The 16,807-nt window shown below is 59.1% G+C and carries 15 protein-coding genes; 13 read left to right on the top strand and 2 right to left on the bottom strand.

Annotated elements, in window-relative coordinates; genetic code table 11:
- Window positions 1-43: 43 nt before the first annotated feature.
- Complete coding sequence (locus K3819_RS05685) at window positions 44-2,746, bottom strand: [protein-PII] uridylyltransferase (protein ID WP_221398806.1); 2,703 nt, start codon at window positions 2,744-2,746, stop codon at window positions 44-46.
- 40 nt (window positions 2,747-2,786) lie between these two features.
- The gene (map, locus tag K3819_RS05690; RefSeq protein ID WP_039769663.1) at window positions 2,787-3,569 is read right to left on the bottom strand and encodes a type I methionyl aminopeptidase; all 783 of its coding nucleotides are present in this window, start codon (window positions 3,567-3,569) and stop codon (window positions 2,787-2,789) included.
- Window positions 3,570-3,943: 374 nt separating this feature from the next.
- Between map and rpsB the strand changes: the two genes are divergently transcribed.
- The 13 genes from rpsB (at window position 3,944) to lpxA (ending at window position 16,806) form a co-directional block, all read left to right on the top strand.
- Complete coding sequence (rpsB, locus tag K3819_RS05695) at window positions 3,944-4,681, top strand: 30S ribosomal protein S2 (RefSeq protein ID WP_008052780.1); 738 nt, start codon at window positions 3,944-3,946, stop codon at window positions 4,679-4,681.
- Window positions 4,682-4,871: 190 nt separating this feature from the next.
- Window positions 4,872-5,735, top strand: coding sequence for a translation elongation factor Ts (tsf, locus tag K3819_RS05700; RefSeq protein WP_064593783.1), 864 nt, complete (start codon window positions 4,872-4,874; stop codon window positions 5,733-5,735).
- Between the two features lie 211 nt (window positions 5,736-5,946).
- A complete protein-coding gene (gene pyrH, locus K3819_RS05705) occupies window positions 5,947-6,690 on the top strand; it encodes a UMP kinase (protein ID WP_011332683.1) in 744 nt (247 codons plus the stop codon).
- Window positions 6,687-7,244, top strand: a complete 558-nt coding sequence (frr, locus tag K3819_RS05710; protein WP_011332684.1) for a ribosome recycling factor — start codon at window positions 6,687-6,689, stop codon at window positions 7,242-7,244. The genes pyrH and frr overlap by 4 nt, the downstream gene beginning before the upstream one ends.
- A 14-nt stretch (window positions 7,245-7,258) precedes the next feature.
- A complete protein-coding gene (gene uppS / locus K3819_RS05715; protein WP_007954779.1) occupies window positions 7,259-8,014 on the top strand; it encodes a polyprenyl diphosphate synthase in 756 nt (251 codons plus the stop codon).
- Window positions 8,014-8,820: a phosphatidate cytidylyltransferase gene (locus tag K3819_RS05720; protein WP_064593785.1), complete on the top strand. Its 807-nt coding sequence runs from the start codon at window positions 8,014-8,016 to the stop codon at window positions 8,818-8,820. Before uppS ends, K3819_RS05720 begins: the two co-directional genes overlap by 1 nt.
- Entirely contained in the window at window positions 8,817-10,007 is a 1,191-nt protein-coding gene (gene ispC, locus K3819_RS05725; protein WP_221398807.1) for a 1-deoxy-D-xylulose-5-phosphate reductoisomerase, read from the top strand. Before K3819_RS05720 ends, ispC begins: the two co-directional genes overlap by 4 nt.
- 53 nt (window positions 10,008-10,060) lie before the next feature.
- The gene (gene rseP, locus K3819_RS05730) at window positions 10,061-11,413 is read left to right on the top strand and encodes a sigma E protease regulator RseP (protein ID WP_221398808.1); all 1,353 of its coding nucleotides are present in this window, start codon (window positions 10,061-10,063) and stop codon (window positions 11,411-11,413) included.
- A 74-nt stretch (window positions 11,414-11,487) separates the two neighbouring features.
- The gene (bamA, locus tag K3819_RS05735) at window positions 11,488-13,878 is read left to right on the top strand and encodes an outer membrane protein assembly factor BamA (RefSeq protein WP_039769675.1); all 2,391 of its coding nucleotides are present in this window, start codon (window positions 11,488-11,490) and stop codon (window positions 13,876-13,878) included.
- A 45-nt stretch (window positions 13,879-13,923) separates the two neighbouring features.
- Window positions 13,924-14,427, top strand: coding sequence for an OmpH family outer membrane protein (locus tag K3819_RS05740; protein ID WP_003222140.1), 504 nt, complete (start codon window positions 13,924-13,926; stop codon window positions 14,425-14,427).
- Between the two features lie 3 nt (window positions 14,428-14,430).
- Entirely contained in the window at window positions 14,431-15,486 is a 1,056-nt protein-coding gene (gene lpxD, locus K3819_RS05745; RefSeq protein WP_085612292.1) for a UDP-3-O-(3-hydroxymyristoyl)glucosamine N-acyltransferase, read from the top strand.
- A 106-nt stretch (window positions 15,487-15,592) separates the two neighbouring features.
- Window positions 15,593-16,033, top strand: coding sequence for a 3-hydroxyacyl-ACP dehydratase FabZ (gene fabZ, locus K3819_RS05750; protein ID WP_003222142.1), 441 nt, complete (start codon window positions 15,593-15,595; stop codon window positions 16,031-16,033).
- Complete coding sequence (lpxA, locus tag K3819_RS05755; protein ID WP_221398809.1) at window positions 16,030-16,806, top strand: acyl-ACP--UDP-N-acetylglucosamine O-acyltransferase; 777 nt, start codon at window positions 16,030-16,032, stop codon at window positions 16,804-16,806. Before fabZ ends, lpxA begins: the two co-directional genes overlap by 4 nt.
- Window position 16,807 lies beyond the last annotated feature (1 nt).

The raw sequence follows: 16,807 nt of genomic DNA on the forward strand, positions 1-16,807 counted from the left end.
CGGTGCGGGATCTCGTGCAAAGCGGTTGAATCCGGGCGCGCAATCAAATGCTGATGCGCGACAGTTTGATATCGGGTTCCTGATTGACGCTCAACTGTTCGACGATGGCATCCTGCAAACGGCTGCACAGCAGCGGGTCGGACAGCGGTTGATTGTGGGCGTCGGTGATGAAGAACACGTCTTCCACCCGCTCGCCCAAGGTGGCGATTTTGGCGTTCTGCAGCGACAGGTCGAACTCGAGGAAAATCCCGCCGACCCGTGCCAGCAGGCCTGGACGATCCGGCGCAGTGAGTTCCAGTACGGTTACCGGACGCTGGGCGTCGTTGTGGATCGTCACCTGCGGGGCGAACGCAAAATGCTTGAGCTGGCGCGGCACCCGACGCTGGATGATCGTCGGGTAGTCGGCCGGGTTGCGCAGGGCTTCGGTCAGTCCCTCGCGAATCTGCTTGACCCGGACCGGATTGTCGCCGATCGAGTCGCCATCGGTGTCGAGCACGATGTAGGTGTCGAGGGTGAACTGGCTGCTGGACGTGATGACCCGGGCGTCGTGAATGTTCAGATTGAGCTGATCCATCGCAGCCACGGTCACGGCGAAGAAGTCGTGCTGGTCCGGCGCATAGATGAAGATCTGCGTGCCGCCCTCGAATTCGCGCTGGGTGGTTTCCTTGATCAGCACCAGCGGGCCGCCGTCAGCCGGTTGCTGGAGAATGGCGTCGGTGTGCCAGGCCACATCGCCGGCGGTGTGGCGCAGGAAGTAGTCGTCGCCCAGCTGCGCCCACAATTGCTCGACGTCATCCGGGTCGGTGCCGCCGCGTACCAGGATGTCCAGTGCTGCGCTCTGGGTCTGGCGGATCTGTTCTTCGCGATCCACCGGGTTCTCCAGGCCGCGGCGCAGTGCACGCTTGGTCTCGGTGTAGAGCTGGCGCAGCAGACTGGCACGCCACGAGTTCCACAGCGTCGGGTTTGTCGCGTTGATGTCGGCCACGGTCAGCACGTACAGGTAGTCGAGACGTGTCTCGTCACCGACCGCCAGCGCGAAGTCATGGATCACCTGCGGGTCGGACAGGTCCTTGCGCTGGGCGGTGGTCGACATCACCAGGTGGTTCTGCACCAGCCACACGATCAGGCGGCTGTCCCACACCGGCAATTGATGGCGCTGACAGAACGCTTCAGCGTCCACGGCACCAATTTCCGAGTGATCACCATGCCGGCCCTTGCCGATGTCGTGGTACAGGCCGGCCATATAAATGAGTTCAGGCTTGGGCAGTTTCGCCATCAGCTTGGCGGCCAGCGGGAATTTCTCCGACACCTGGGTGTACTGCAATTTGCGCAGGTGCTTGATCAGGTTCAGCGTGTGCGCATCGACCGTATAGATGTGAAACAGGTCGTGCTGCATCTGCCCGACAATGAAGCCGAATTCCGGCAGATAGCGCCCGAGAATGCCGTAACGGTTCATCCGCCGCAGGTTGCGGTGGATGCCGATCTTGCACTTGAACAGCTCGATGAACAGGCTGGTGTTGCGGATGTCGTTGCGAAAGTTGTCGTCGATCAGGTGACGGTTTTCCCGCAGCAGACGAATGGTGTCGGCGCGTACACCTTTGATTTCCGGCTGCTGGGCCATCAGCACGAAGATCTCGAGCATGGCGAACGGCGTGCGGCGGAATACGTTGTCGTTGCGTGCCTCGATGTAACCGTCGTGCAGTTGGAAGCGCGAGTTGATCGGCTGTGGCGGCGCTTCGTCTTCCGGGGCGAGGATGACTTCCTCGAAGTGCTGGATGATCAGGTCGCTGAGCTGGGCGATGCTCATCACCACCCGGAAATACTGCTGCATGAAGTTTTCGACGGCCTGTTTGGCGTCGTCGCCTTCAAAACCCAGCAGCCCGGCGATGGTGCGCTGGTGATCGAACAGCAGGCGGTCTTCGGAGCGACCGGCGAGCATGTGCAGGGCGTAACGCACTTTCCAGAGGAATTCCTGAGAGGACGCCAGCAGGGCGTTTTCACTCTCGACCAGAAAGCCTTCGCCGGCCAGGGCGCGCAGGTTCAGGGTGCCGTACTGACGACGGGCTACCCACAGAATGGTCTGAATATCCCGTAGTCCGCCGGGCGAGCCTTTGACGTTGGGTTCCAGGTTGTATTCGGTGTCGTTGTACTTGTGGTGGCGAGCCTTCTGCTCGGCGCGCTTGGCCAGGAAGAACTCCTTGCTCGGCCACATGTGTGCGGTGCTGGTGACGTCGAGCATGCGCTGGCGCAGGCGCTCGGGGCCGCAGATGGTGCGGCTTTCCATCAGGTTGGTGACCACTGTCAGGTCGGCGCGGGCCTCTTCGGCGCATTCGTCGACCGAACGAACGCTCTGACCGACTTCCAGGCCGATGTCCCACAGCAGGGTGAGAAAACGCTCGATGGAATCGCGGAAGATTTCGTGGTCGGCGCTGTCCAGCAGGATCAGCAGGTCGATGTCGGAGTAAGGGTGCAGTTCGCCGCGACCGTAGCCGCCGACCGCGACCAGCGCGATGTCGGCGTCTTCGCTCCAGTCGAACTGGTCCCAGGCCTTTTGCAGGATGTTATCGACGAACCACGCCCGATCTTCGATCAGTCGCCGGATGTCGCGACCGGCCCGGAAGCGTGAATCGAGCACCTCGCGGGCCTGGCGGATCGCCTTCTTGAACGCCGCGATGGGACTCGCTTTCAGGGCCAGTTCAGCCTGGAACTGGCCGCGGTCGAAGAGTTCGGGATCCACCTGCGGCATCGATTGACTTTCCTTCTATAGGCTGGGAACGGTGTCTGGGTCAGGCCGAGATGCGCGGGATGGTGTCGTCGCTGCGCAGGGTGAAGATCTCGTAGCCGGTGTCGGTGACAAGCAAAGTGTGTTCCCACTGTGCCGACAGCTTGCGATCCTTGGTGATAGCGGTCCAGCCGTCGCCCAGTACTTTGGTGTCGGCCTTGCCCTGGTTGATCATCGGCTCGATGGTGAAGGTCATGCCGGCCTTCAGTTCCATGCCGGTGCCGGCACGGCCGTAGTGCAGGATCTGCGGCTCTTCGTGGAACACCTTGCCGATGCCATGGCCGCAGAATTCGCGAACCACCGAGAAACCGTTCTTTTCCGCGTGTTTCTGGATGATTTCGCCGATGTCGCCGAGGCGGCAGCCGGGTTTGACGATTTCGATCGCCTTGTACATGCATTCCTGGGTGACCTGCGACAGGCGCTCGGCCCAGACCGGCACGGTGCCGACGTGGAACATGCGGCTGGTGTCGCCGTGGTAGCCGTCCTTGATCACGGTGACGTCGATGTTCAGGGTGTCGCCGTTTTTCAGCGGCTTGTCGTTCGGGATGCCGTGGCAGACCACGTGGTTGATCGAGGTGCAGATCGACTTCGGGTAGCCCTTGTAGTTGAGCGGGGCAGGGATGGCCTGCTGGACGTTGACGATGTAGTCGTGGCAGATCTGGTTCAGCTCATCGGTGGTCACGCCAGGCTTGACGTGCTCGGCAATCATTTCCAGCACATCGGCGGCCAGTTTGCCGGCGACACGCATGCCAGCGATGTCCTCGGGGGTTTTGAGGGTGACGGTCATACAGGCTCTCTCTGCGCTCGACGGCGCTTGCTGATACGAACAGGGGCGCGGCTGTTGATTTGGCGGCCCCGAAAAACGCGATTCTAACAGACCAAAGGCGCAAATCCGCGCCTGCGTGCATCGCTTCTCTCTATACAATGCGGCGCATTGTCCCGATTCCAAGGGGCTGGCGCGCATGTCCCTGACGCGATTGCAGATTCCGGGTTCCGTTTGCGTCGCCCCTGTGGTATAAAATGCGCCGCTTTCCGGGGATAGCTCCGGGAGCATTAACCCACACACGTGTCGACACGATGGCCTGGGTGCCTTTGATCCTCGGATCAATGGTTGGTCATTGGGATACGTGGAGGCCCAACCCGACTTATCAAGGAACTATCATGTCCCAAGTCAACATGCGCGATATGCTGAAGGCCGGTGTGCACTTCGGTCACCAAACCCGTTACTGGAATCCGAAAATGGGTAAATACATTTTCGGCGCGCGTAACAAGATTCACATCATCAACCTTGAAAAAACCCTGCCAATGTTCAACGAAGCTCTGACTTTCGTAGAGCGTCTGGCCCAGGGCAAAAACAAGATTCTGTTCGTCGGCACCAAGCGTTCCGCTGGCAAGATCGTTGCTGAAGAAGCAGCACGTTGCGGTTCGCCGTATGTCGATCACCGCTGGTTGGGCGGCATGCTGACCAACTTCAAGACCATTCGTGCTTCCATCAAGCGTCTGCGTGACCTTGAAGTACAAGCCGAAGACGGTACTTTCGCCAAGCTGACCAAGAAAGAAGCGCTGATGCGCACTCGCGATCTTGAGAAGCTGGATCGTTCCCTGGGCGGCATCAAGGACATGGGCGGTCTGCCAGACGCACTGTTCGTGATCGACGTTGACCACGAGCGCATCGCGATCACCGAAGCCAACAAGCTGGGCATCCCGGTCATCGGCGTTGTCGATACCAACAGCAGCCCGGAAGGCGTTGACTACATCATCCCAGGCAACGATGACGCAATCCGCGCTATCCAGCTGTACATGGGTTCGATGGCTGACGCAGTCATCCGCGGTCGCAACAACGTTGCTGGCGGTACTGTAGAATTCGCAGCTGAAGAAACTCAGGCTGCAGCTGAGTAATTGACGCCCTGGCGTTGACTCAGTAAGCAAAAAGGGGGCTTGGCCCCCTTTTTGCCACCTCGAAAACCATCTGTCGGCAGCGCAGCTACAGCATCTGTAACGTGCAGCGGCTACAAACAGGTTCGGGAAGAATTGAACGCCCGTTCGATCGGGTGGAATGGTTGAAAACCTATCCAAGAGGAATTTGAAAATGGCAGCAATTACTGCAGCGTTGGTCAAAGAACTGCGCGAGCGTACCGGCGAAGGCATGATGGATTGCAAGAAAGCCCTGGAAAAGGCTGGCGGCGACATCGAAAAAGCCATTGATGACATGCGTGCTTCGGGCGCCATCAAGGCTGCCAAGAAAGCTGGCAACGTTGCCGCTGAAGGCGCTATCGCCATCAAGGACGACGGCAAGGCTGCCGTTCTGATCGAAGTCAACTCGCAGACCGACTTCCTGGCTCTGCAGGACGACTTCAAAAACTTCGTTGCTGCCAGCGTTGACAAAGCATTCGCTGACAAGCTGACCGATGCAGCTCCGCTGATCGCTTCTCAAGAAGCCGCTCGCGAAGCACTGGTTGCCAAAGTAGGCGAGAACGTCAACATCCGTCGCCTGGTGCGCGTAGAAGGCGACGTAGTCGGCACCTACCTGCACGGCAACAAGATCGGTGTTGCTGTTGTCCTGAAAGGCGGCGACGTCGAGCTGGCCAAAGACATCGCAATGCACGTTGCTGCAAGCAACCCTGAGTTCCTGCTGCCTTCGCAAGTCTCCGACGAAGCGATCGAGCGTGAAAAGGCTGTGTTCCTGCAGCTGAACGAAGAAAAAATCAAAGGCAAGCCAGAAAACATTGTTGAGAACATGGTCAAGGGCCGTATCAGCAAGTTCCTGGCAGAAGCAAGCCTGGTTGAGCAGGCGTTCGTCAAGAACCCTGAAATCAAGGTTGGTGAGCTGGCCAAGAAAGGCGGCGCTGAAATCGTTTCCTTCACCTACTTCAAAGTAGGCGAAGGCATCGAGAAGCCGGTCGACAACTTCGCTGAAGAAGTTGCTGCCCAGCTGGCTGCCGCCAAGCAATAAGACGGTTTTTCAACTGTCGCCCGAAAGAGGCTGCCCGCTCACGCGCGCAGCCTCTTTTCAGATAGGGTTACCAATTTTTAATTGGTTTCCCCTTGGAACTGACTTACAAAGCCATGTTCCGATGGCGCTGAAGCAGCGCCAAGCTAGAGTGAACGCCAGCTGTAAACAGCTCGCAAAGAATTTTTAAAATACGCCGCAGGAGAGATTCGCAATGGCTCAGCAGGGCAGTGGTTATCAGGCTCGCTATAAACGCATTCTACTCAAGCTTAGCGGCGAGGCCCTGATGGGCTCGGAAGAGTTCGGGATCGATCCGAAAGTGCTCGATCGCATGGCGCTGGAAGTCGGCCAACTGGTCGGCATCGGCGTTCAGGTCGGTCTGGTGATCGGCGGTGGCAACCTGTTCCGCGGTGAAGCGCTGAGCAAGGCCGGCATGGATCGGGTCACGGGCGACCACATGGGCATGCTGGCCACTGTGATGAACGCCCTGGCCATGCGCGACGCGCTGGAACGTGCCAATATCTCCGCCATCGTGATGTCGGCCATCTCCATGGTCGGTGTAACCGATCACTATGACCGTCGCAAGGCCATGCGCCACCTGAACTCCAAGGACGTGGTGATCTTCGCGGCCGGTACCGGCAATCCGTTCTTTACCACGGATTCGGCAGCCTGCCTGCGCGCTATTGAAATCGACGCTGATGTCGTGCTCAAGGCGACCAAGGTCGATGGCGTCTACACCGCTGACCCGTTCAAAGACCCGCATGCCGAGAAGTTCGATCATCTGACATACGATGAAGTACTGGATCGCAAGCTGGGTGTAATGGATCTGACGGCTATCTGCCTGTGCCGCGATCACAAGATGCCGCTGCGCGTATTTAACATGAACAAGCCGGGCGCCCTGCTGAACATCGTGCATGGTGGCGCTGAAGGCACTCTGATCGAGGAAGTCCAACAATGATCAACGAAATCAAGAAAGACGCTAAAGAGCGCATGACGAAGTCCGTTGAGTCCCTGGCTCACAACTTCGGCCGTATCCGCACCGGTCAGGCGCACCCGAGCATCCTGGAAGGCGTGATGGTGCCTTACTACGGCGCTGATACCCCGATCAAACAAGTGGCCAACATCACCGTCAAGGATGCCCGTACCCTGCAAGTCGTTGCGTTCGAGCGCAACATGCTGGGTGCCGTGGACAAGGCCATCGGCAGTGCAGGTCTGAACCTGAATCCTACCAACCTGGGTGAGTTGTTGCTGATCAGCATGCCGGCCCTGACTGAAGAAACCCGTCGCGGTTTCACCAAGCAGGCGCGTGATGTGGCTGAAGACGCTCGTGTTGCTGTGCGCAACATCCGTCGCGATGCCAACAGCTCCCTGAAGGATCTGGTCAAGGAAAAGGAAATCAGTGAAGACGAAGAGCGTCGCGCAGCCGGCGAGATCGACGATCTGACCAAGAAGTTCGTGGCTGAAATCGACGCCAAGCTGGCCGAGAAAGAAAAAGACCTGATGGCCGTATAAGGGTCGAGTTTTAAATGGACAAGACCAAGCAGACTGCGCCGTCCGCGGTGCCGCGCCATGTCGCGATCATCATGGATGGCAATAATCGCTGGGCGAAAAAACGCTTCATGCCGGGTGTCGCCGGGCATAAAGCGGGCGTGGATGCTGTACGGGCGGTGATCGAGGTGTGTGCCGAGGCCAAGGTCGAGGTACTCACCCTGTTCGCTTTTTCCAGTGAAAACTGGCAGCGCCCGGCCGATGAGGTGAGCGCCTTGATGGATCTGTTCTTCAAGGCGTTGCGTCGTGAGGCCAAGCGCCTGAACGACAACAACATCAGTCTGCGCATCATTGGTGATCGCACGCGGTTCCATCCCGAGCTTCAGGCAGCCATGCGTGAAGCTGAAGCGATGACCGCCGGTGCCAACCGTTTCATCCTGCAAATCGCTGCCAACTACGGCGGTCAGTGGGACATTGCGCAAGCGGCACAGCGTCTGGCGCGTGAGGTTCAGGCCGGGCATTTGCGGCCGGAAGACATCACCCCGGATCTGCTGCAGACCTGTCTGGTCACTGGTGATCTGCCGTTGCCTGATTTGTGCATCCGCACCGGCGGCGAGCATCGCATCAGCAACTTCCTCTTGTGGCAGTTGGCCTACGCCGAGTTGTACTTCTCCGACCTGTTCTGGCCGGACTTCAAACACGAAGCCATGCGCAATGCGCTGGCCGATTTCGCTTTGCGCCAGCGTCGCTTCGGTAAAACGAGTGAGCAGGTCGAAGCTGGAGCCCGGGTTTAATGCTTAAACAACGCATCATCACTGCACTGATTCTATTGCCGATCGCCCTGGGTGGTTTTTTCCTGCTCGAAGGGTCCGGTTTTGCCCTGTTCATCGGGCTGGTCGTGAGTCTGGGTGCCTGGGAGTGGGCACGCCTGGCCGGCTTCACCGCGCAGGCATTCCGTGTCGGCTACGCGGCGGTGGTCGCGCTGATGCTGTTCGTCATGTACATCCTGCCGGGGCTGGCACCATGGGTGCTGGGCGCGTCGGTGATCTGGTGGGTGCTGGCGACCTGGCTGGTGCTGACGTATCCGCGCTCCAGCGAGCATTGGTCCAGCGCCGCCGCCAAGCTGGTAATCGGTTTGCTGATTCTGTTGCCTGCCTGGCAAGGGCTGATGCTGATCAAGCAATACCCGCTCGGTAACTGGTTGATCATGGCGGTGATGGTGCTGGTCTGGGGGGCTGATATCGGGGCGTACTTCTCCGGTCGTGCGTTCGGCAAGCGCAAGCTGGCTCCGCAAGTCAGTCCCGGCAAAAGCTGGGAGGGCGTGTATGGCGGTCTGGCGTTAAGTCTGGTCATCACTACGTTGGTCGCGCTGTTCCGTGACTGGACGGTGGCACAACTGTTCAAGGGTTTGATCGGTGCGGCGGTGATTGTCTTCATCTCGGTGGTGGGCGATCTGACCGAAAGCATGTTCAAACGCCAGTCCGGCATCAAGGACAGCAGTAATCTGCTGCCCGGCCATGGTGGTGTACTGGATCGCATCGACAGCCTGACGGCGGCGATCCCGGTATTCGCGGTGCTGTTGTGGATGGCGGCGTCGTGAGTCGCCCACAGCAGATTACCGTCCTGGGCGCGACCGGTTCGATCGGTCTGAGCACCCTGGATGTCATCGCCCGGCATCCGGAGCGTTATCAGACCTTCGCCCTGAGCGGTTTTACCCGCCTGAGCGAACTGTTTGCCCTGTGTGTCCGTCATCTTCCTAAATATGCAGTAGTGCCGGAGGTCGGCGCCGCTCGCAACCTGCAGGATGATTTACGAGCCGCGGGCCTGCCGACGCAGGTGCTGGTCGGCGAGGAAGGATTGTGTCAGGTCGCTGCTGCACCCGAGGTGGATGCCGTCATGGCCGCCATCGTCGGCGCTGCCGGCCTGCGCCCGACTCTCGCGGCAGTCGAGGCGGGCAAGAAGATTCTTCTGGCCAACAAGGAAGCGCTGGTCATGTCCGGCGCCTTGTTCATGCAGGCGGTGCGCAAGAGCGGTTCGGTCCTGTTGCCGATCGACAGCGAACACAACGCGATTTTTCAGTGCATGCCGCAGGACTTTGCTCGCGGGCTGAGTAATGTTGGGGTCCGTCGGATTTTGCTGACGGCTTCCGGTGGTCCGTTTCGTCAAACGCCGATGGCCGAACTGGCGCATGTTTCACCGGATCAGGCCTGTGCGCACCCGAACTGGTCCATGGGGCGCAAGATTTCGGTGGATTCGGCCAGCATGATGAACAAGGGGCTCGAACTGATCGAGGCCTGCTGGTTGTTCGATGCCAAGCCATCGCAAGTCGAAGTGGTGATTCATCCGCAGAGCGTGATTCACTCGCTGGTCGATTATGTGGACGGCTCGGTGCTGGCGCAGTTGGGCAATCCCGATATGCGCACGCCGATTGCCAACGCCCTGGCCTGGCCAGAGCGCATTGATTCGGGCGTGGCGCCGCTGGATCTGTTCGCTGTGGCGCGCCTGGATTTCGAAGCTCCCGACGAGGAGCGTTTCCCGTGCCTGCGCCTGGCGCGGCAGGCCGCCGAGGCGGGAAACAGTGCCCCGGCCATGCTCAACGCGGCGAATGAAGTGGCGGTTGCCGCGTTTCTCGACGGACGGGTTCGCTACCTGGAAATCGCGAGTATCATCGAGGAAGTCTTGAATCTCGAGCCTGTGGTGGCGCTGGATGATCTCGATGCGGTGTTCGCCGCTGATACAACCGCCCGGACATTGGCCGGGCAGTGGTTGAGTCGTCACGGCCGATAGGTCTTGCAATACATGGCTTCACGCGGCACTGGACAGGATTGCGGAGAAAGTAGATGAGCGCGCTCTATATGATTGCCGGCACCCTGATCGCTCTGGGTGTGCTGGTCACCTTTCACGAATTCGGCCACTTCTGGGTCGCGCGTCGCTGTGGCGTCAAGGTTCTGCGTTTCTCCGTTGGCTTCGGCATGCCGCTGCTGCGCTGGCACGACAAGCAGGGTACGGAGTTCGTAGTCGCCGCGATTCCGCTGGGTGGCTACGTCAAGATGCTCGACGAGCGCGAAGGCGAAGTGCCGGCCGATCAGCTTCATCAGTCATTCAATCGCAAGTCTGTTCGTCAGCGTATCGCCATCGTCGCGGCCGGCCCTGTGGCCAACTTCCTGCTCGCGCTGGTGTTCTTCTGGGTGTTGGCCATGCTCGGCAGCGAGCAGATTCGCCCGGTCATCGGTTCGGTGGAGTCCGGCAGCATCGCCGCAACGGCTGGGCTGAGCGCCGGTCAGGAGATCGTCGCCATCGACGGAGAGCCGACCTCGGGCTGGGCTGCGGTCAACCTGCAGTTGGTGCGACGCCTGGGGGAAAGCGGCTCACTGCAATTGATGGTGCGCGAGCCTGGCTCCACGGCTGACTCACCTCGTGAGCTGGCGCTCGATAAATGGCTCAAAGGGGCTGACGAGCCGGACCCGATTCGCTCCCTCGGTATTCGTCCTTGGCGTCCCGCGTTACCGCCAGTGCTGGCCGAGCTCGATCCGAAAGGTCCGGCCCAGGCGGCAGGGCTGAAAACCGGTGATCGTCTGTTGACGCTTGATGGCAAGGCGCTGGATGACTGGCAGCAGGTGGTCGATACCGTTCGTACGCGTCCTGATACCAAAATCGTGCTGCGCGTCGAGCGCGACGGTGTTCAAATCGACGTCCCTGTGACATTGGCTGCGCGTGGCGATAAAAAGTCGCCAAGCGGTTACCTTGGGGCGGGCGTGAAGGCTGTCGACTGGCCGCCGGAAATGATTCGCGAGGTCAGCTACGGGCCTTTGGCGGCGATTGGCGAGGGTGCCCGTCGTACCTGGACCATGAGCGTACTGACGCTGGATTCACTGAAGAAAATGCTCTTCGGCGAGCTCTCGGTAAAAAACTTGAGTGGACCGATAACCATTGCTAAAGTGGCGGGCGCTTCTGCCCAGTCGGGCGTCGCTGATTTCCTGAATTTCCTTGCTTATCTGAGTATTAGCCTGGGGGTTCTGAATTTGCTGCCCATTCCTGTACTGGATGGGGGGCATTTGTTGTTTTATCTGATCGAGTGGGCGCGTGGTCGTCCCTTGTCGGATCGGGTGCAAGGTTGGGGGATACAGATCGGTATCAGCTTGGTGGTCGGGGTGATGTTGCTTGCTCTGGTCAACGATCTGGGTCGTCTGTAACGCTTCGCTGAATTGCGAATCTGCCGCATTTTGCGGCAGTTTGTTTATTGCCAGTTGGAATAAGAAAGGACTTCATGAAACGTCTGCTGCTAACTGCGGTTCTCACCGTATTGATGATCGCCGAAGTTCACGCCGAGTCCTTCACTATCTCTGATATTCGCGTCAATGGCCTCCAGCGGGTCTCCGCGGGTAGCGTCTTTGGTGCCTTGCCGTTGAACGTCGGCGAGCAGGCGGATGATCGTCGCCTGGTGGAATCCACTCGTGCGCTGTTCAAAACCGGTTTCTTTCAAGATATCCAGCTGGGCCGCGAAGGCAACGTTCTGGTGATCACTGTCGTCGAGCGTCCCTCGGTCGCCAGCATCGAGATCGAAGGCAACAAGGCGATCTCCACCGAAGACCTGATGAAAGGCCTCAAGCAGTCCGGTCTGGCCGAAGGCGAGATCTTCCAGCGCGCGACCCTCGAAGGCGTGCGTAACGAGCTGCAACGTCAATACGTTGCACAAGGTCGTTACTCGGCTACCGTTGATACCGAAGTGGTCTCGCAGCCGCGCAACCGCGTCGGCCTGAAAGTGAAGATCAACGAAGGCACCGTCGCCGCCATTCAGCACATCAACGTGGTGGGCAACACGGTTTTCCCCGAGGAAGACCTGACCGACCTGTTCGAACTGAAAACCACCAACTGGCTGTCGTTCTTCAAGAACGACGACAAGTATGCCCGTGAAAAACTGTCCGGTGACCTGGAGCGTCTGCGTTCCTACTACCTGGACCGTGGCTATATCAACATGGATATCGCTTCGACCCAAGTGTCCATCACCCCGGACAAGAAGCACGTCTACATCACCGTCAACGTCAACGAAGGCGAGAAGTACACCGTTCGTGACGTCAAGCTCAGCGGTGACCTGAAAGTCCCTGAGGACCAGGTCAAGTCGCTGTTGCTGGTGCAGAAAGGTCAGGTGTTCTCGCGCAAGCTGATGACCACCACTTCCGAACTGATCACCCGTCGTCTGGGTAACGAGGGTTACACCTTCGCCAACGTCAACGGCGTGCCACAACCGCACGATGAAGATCACACCGTCGATATCCTGTTCGCTGTCGATCCGGGCAAGCGTGCCTACGTCAACCGCATCAACTTCCGTGGCAACACCAAGTCCGAGGACGAAGTGCTGCGCCGTGAAATGCGTCAGATGGAAGGTGGCTGGGCTTCGACCTACCTGATCGACCAGTCCAAGACCCGTCTGGAGCGTCTGGGCTTCTTTAAAGAGGTCAACGTCGAGACCCCGGCCGTGCCAGGTGTCGACGACCAGGTTGACGTGAACTACAGCGTGGAAGAGCAGGCTTCCGGTTCGATCACCGCCAGCGTCGGTTTCGCCCAGAGTGCCGGTCTGATCCTCGGTGGTTCGATCACCCAGAACAACTTCCTCGGTACCGGTAACCGCGTCAGCGTCGGCCTGACCCGCAGCGAATACCAGAGCCGCTACAACTTCGGCTACGTTGACCCCTACTGGACCGCCGATGGCGTGAGCCTGGGTTACAACGCGTTCTACCGCACCACCGACTACAAAGACCTCGACGTCGACGTAGCGAGCTATGCGGTAGACAGCCTGGGTGCCGGCGTGAACGTGGGCTACCCGATCAGCGAGACTTCGCGTCTGACCTTCGGCCTGTCCGCTCAGCAGGACAAGATCAAGACCGGCCAGTACACCGTTGACGAGATTTTCGACTTCGTTAAGCGTGAAGGCGACAACTACCTGAACTTCAAGGCTTCGGCCGGCTGGTCCGAGTCGACCCTGAACAAGGGGGTGCTGCCAACCCGTGGTCGTTCCCAGAGCCTGACCCTGGAAACCACCATTCCAGGCAGCGATCTGTCGTTCTTCAAGCTCGATTACCGTGGCCAGTTGTTCCAGCCTTTGAGCGAGAACTACACCATGCGCCTGCACACCGAGCTGGGCTATGGCGATGGTTACGGTTCGACCGACGGCTTGCCGTTCTATGAAAACTACTATGCTGGTGGTTTCAACTCGGTCCGCGGCTTTAAAGACAGCACGCTGGGTCCACGCAGTACCCCTAGTCGTGGCGCCGGTGTGACCGGTAACGCCGGTACGTTGCGTGACCCGGATCAGGATCCGCTGCCGTTCGGTGGCAACGTGTTGATCCAGGGTGGTGTCGAGGTGTTGTTCCCGCTGCCATTCGTCAAGGATCAGCGTTCGCTGCGTACTTCGGTATTCTGGGACGTGGGTAACGTATTTGACTCCAAGTGCGAGAAGACTACCAACGCGACTGTCGGCTCGACTTCTGCCACCCAATGCAACGACATCAGTCTGAGCAACATGGCCAGCTCCGTCGGTGTCGGCGTGACCTGGGTCACCGCACTGGGCCCGCTGAGCTTTGCACTGGCGATGCCGATCAAGAAACCGGATGAAGCTGAAACTCAAGTGTTCCAATTCTCCCTGGGCCAGACGTTCTAAGCGTCTGACCCAAGACAACGACAATGGATTTTGTAGGAGTGCATCGTGCGTAAGTTGACTCAATTGGTTCTCCTGGCCTCCGTACTGGTGGCAGGCCCGGCATTTGCCGACATGAAAATCGCCGTCCTGAACTATCAGATGGCTCTGCTGGAATCCGACGCGGCGAAGAAGTACGCCGTGGATGCCGAGAAGAAGTTTGGCCCGCAACTGACCAAGCTCAAGACCCTGGAAAGCAGTGCCAAGGGCATTCAGGATCGTCTGATGGCCGGTGGCGACAAGATGCAGCAAGGCGAGCGCGAGCGTCTGGAGCTTGAGTTCAAGCAAAAGGCTCGTGACTTCCAGTTCCAGTCCAAGGAGCTGAACGAAGCCAAGGCTGTTGCCGACCGTGAAATGCTCAAGCAACTGAAGCCGAAACTGGATAGCGCAGTGGAAGAAGTCATCAAGAAAGGTGGTTTTGACCTGGTGTTCGAGCGTGGCGCAGTGATCGATGTCAAACCTCAGTACGACATCACGCGCCAGGTTATCGAGCGCATGAATCAGCTGAAGTAACCCATGACCGTGACTATCAAGCTCGGCCAGTTGGCCGAGTTCCTCGGCGCCACCCTGAGTGGCGACCCCGAGAAGCAAATCACTGGGCTAGCCACCTTGCAGGAGGCTGGCCCAGCTCAGTTGAGCTTTCTGGCAAACCCCCAATACCGTAAATACCTGGCTGGCACGCAAGCCGCAGCCCTGTTGCTCAAGGCTGCCGACGCGGAAGGTTATGCCGGTAATGCGCTGGTGGTGCCGGATCCTTACCTGGCTTACGCACGCATTTCCCATCTGTTCGATCCGAAGCCCAAGGCCGCTGCCGGCATTCATCCGACGGCAGTGATTGCCGAGGGTGCCGTGGTCGATCCGAGCGCCAGTATCGGTCCCTTCGTGGTGATCGAAGCCGGTGCTCGAATTGGTGCGGGTGTGACACTCGGCGCGCATTGCGTTGTCGGTGCGCGCAGTGAAATCGGCGAGGGCGGCTGGCTGGCCCCGCGGGTCACGCTGTATCACGATGTGCGGATCGGCAAACGCGTGGTGATCCAGTCTGGTGCCGTACTTGGTGGTGAAGGCTTCGGCTTCGCCAACGAGAAGGGCATCTGGCAGAAAATTGCCCAGATCGGTGGCGTGACCATCGGTGACGATGTGGAGATTGGCGTGAATACCGCCATCGACCGCGGTGCGCTGGCCGATACCGTGATCGGCAATGGTGTGAAGCTCGACAACCAGATTCAGATCGCCCACAACGTGCAAGTCGGTGACCACACCGCCATGGCCGCGTGCGTGGGGATTTCCGGCAGCACCAAAATCGGCAAGCACTGCATGCTCGCCGGGGGTGTTGGCCTGGTAGGGCACATCGATATTTGCGACAACGTATTCCTGACCGGGATGACCATGGTGACCCACTCGATTACCGAGCCGGGTGCCTATTCTTCCGGCACAGCCATGCAACCGGCGGCCGAATGGCGCAAAAGCGCGGCCCGTATTCGTCAGCTCGATGACATCGCGCGACGTTTGAAACAGCTGGAAAAGCGCTCCGGGGAAGTGACCCCTGGCGGTAATGCTTCATCTGAAGGCTGATACCATTTCCATATCAAGTGTGCACAGCCTCTGGACTGCCTCCTTGATTTGCTAGAGGAGTGCGCGTCAGTCGCGCTCCCAATCTTTACATAGGCTTCCCCCCGAAATGATGGACATCAACGAGATTCGCGAATACCTGCCTCACCGTTACCCGTTCCTGCTGGTGGACCGGGTAGTGGAGCTGGATACGGAAGGCAAGCGCATTCGCGCCTACAAGAATGTCAGCATCAACGAGCCGTTCTTCAACGGTCACTTCCCAGCGCACCCGATCATGCCGGGCGTGCTGATTATCGAAGCCATGGCTCAGGCTGCCGGGATCCTCGGTTTCAAGATGCTTGACGTGAAACCGGCCGACGGCACCCTTTATTACTTCGTCGGCTCCGACAAACTGCGTTTCCGCCAGCCAGTGCTGCCGGGGGATCAGTTGATCCTCGAAGCCAAGTTCATCAGCTGCAAGCGTCAGATCTGGAAGTTCGAATGCCAGGCTTCGGTCGACGGCAAACCGGTCTGCTCGGCTGAAATCATCTGTGCGGAACGCAAGCTATGAGTTTGATTGACCCTCGCGCAATCATCGATCCATCGGCCGTCCTGGCTGATGGCGTCGAGGTCGGCCCGTGGTCGATCATCGGTGCAGGTGTGGAAGTCGGCGAGGGTACGGTCATCGGGCCACACGTGATCCTCAAAGGTCCGACCCGTATCGGCAAGCACAACCGCATCTACCAGTTTTCCTCGGTAGGCGAAGACACGCCGGACCTGAAATACAAGGGCGAAGAAACCCGTCTGGTGATCGGTGACCACAACGTCATCCGTGAAGGTGTGACAATCCACCGTGGCACCGTTCAGGATCGTTCTGAAACGACTCTGGGTGATCACAACCTGATCATGGCCTATGCCCACATCGGACATGACAGCGTCATCGGCAACCACTGCATTCTGGTCAACAACACCGCGCTGGCCGGCCATGTACACGTTGATGACTGGGCAATCCTGTCCGGTTTCACCCTGGTTCATCAGTACTGCCACATTGGCGCCCACAGCTTTTCCGGCATGGGTACAGCGATCGGCAAGGACGTCCCGGCGTTCGTCACCGTATTCGGCAACCCGGCCGAAGCGCGCAGCATGAACTTCGAGGGCATGCGCCGTCGCGGTTTCAGCGAAGACGCCATTCACGCGCTGCGCCGTGCGTACAAAACGGTGTATCGCCAGGGCCTGACCGTCGAGCAGGCGCTGGCCGAACTGGCCGAGCCGTCCGCCCAGTTCCCGGAGGTCGCGATGTTCCGTGACTCCATCCAGTCGTCGACCCGCGGCATCACCCGCTGAC

The sequence above is a fragment of the Pseudomonas sp. 3-2 genome, assembly GCF_019710535.1.
GTDB lineage: Bacteria > Pseudomonadota > Gammaproteobacteria > Pseudomonadales > Pseudomonadaceae > Aquipseudomonas > Aquipseudomonas pharyngis.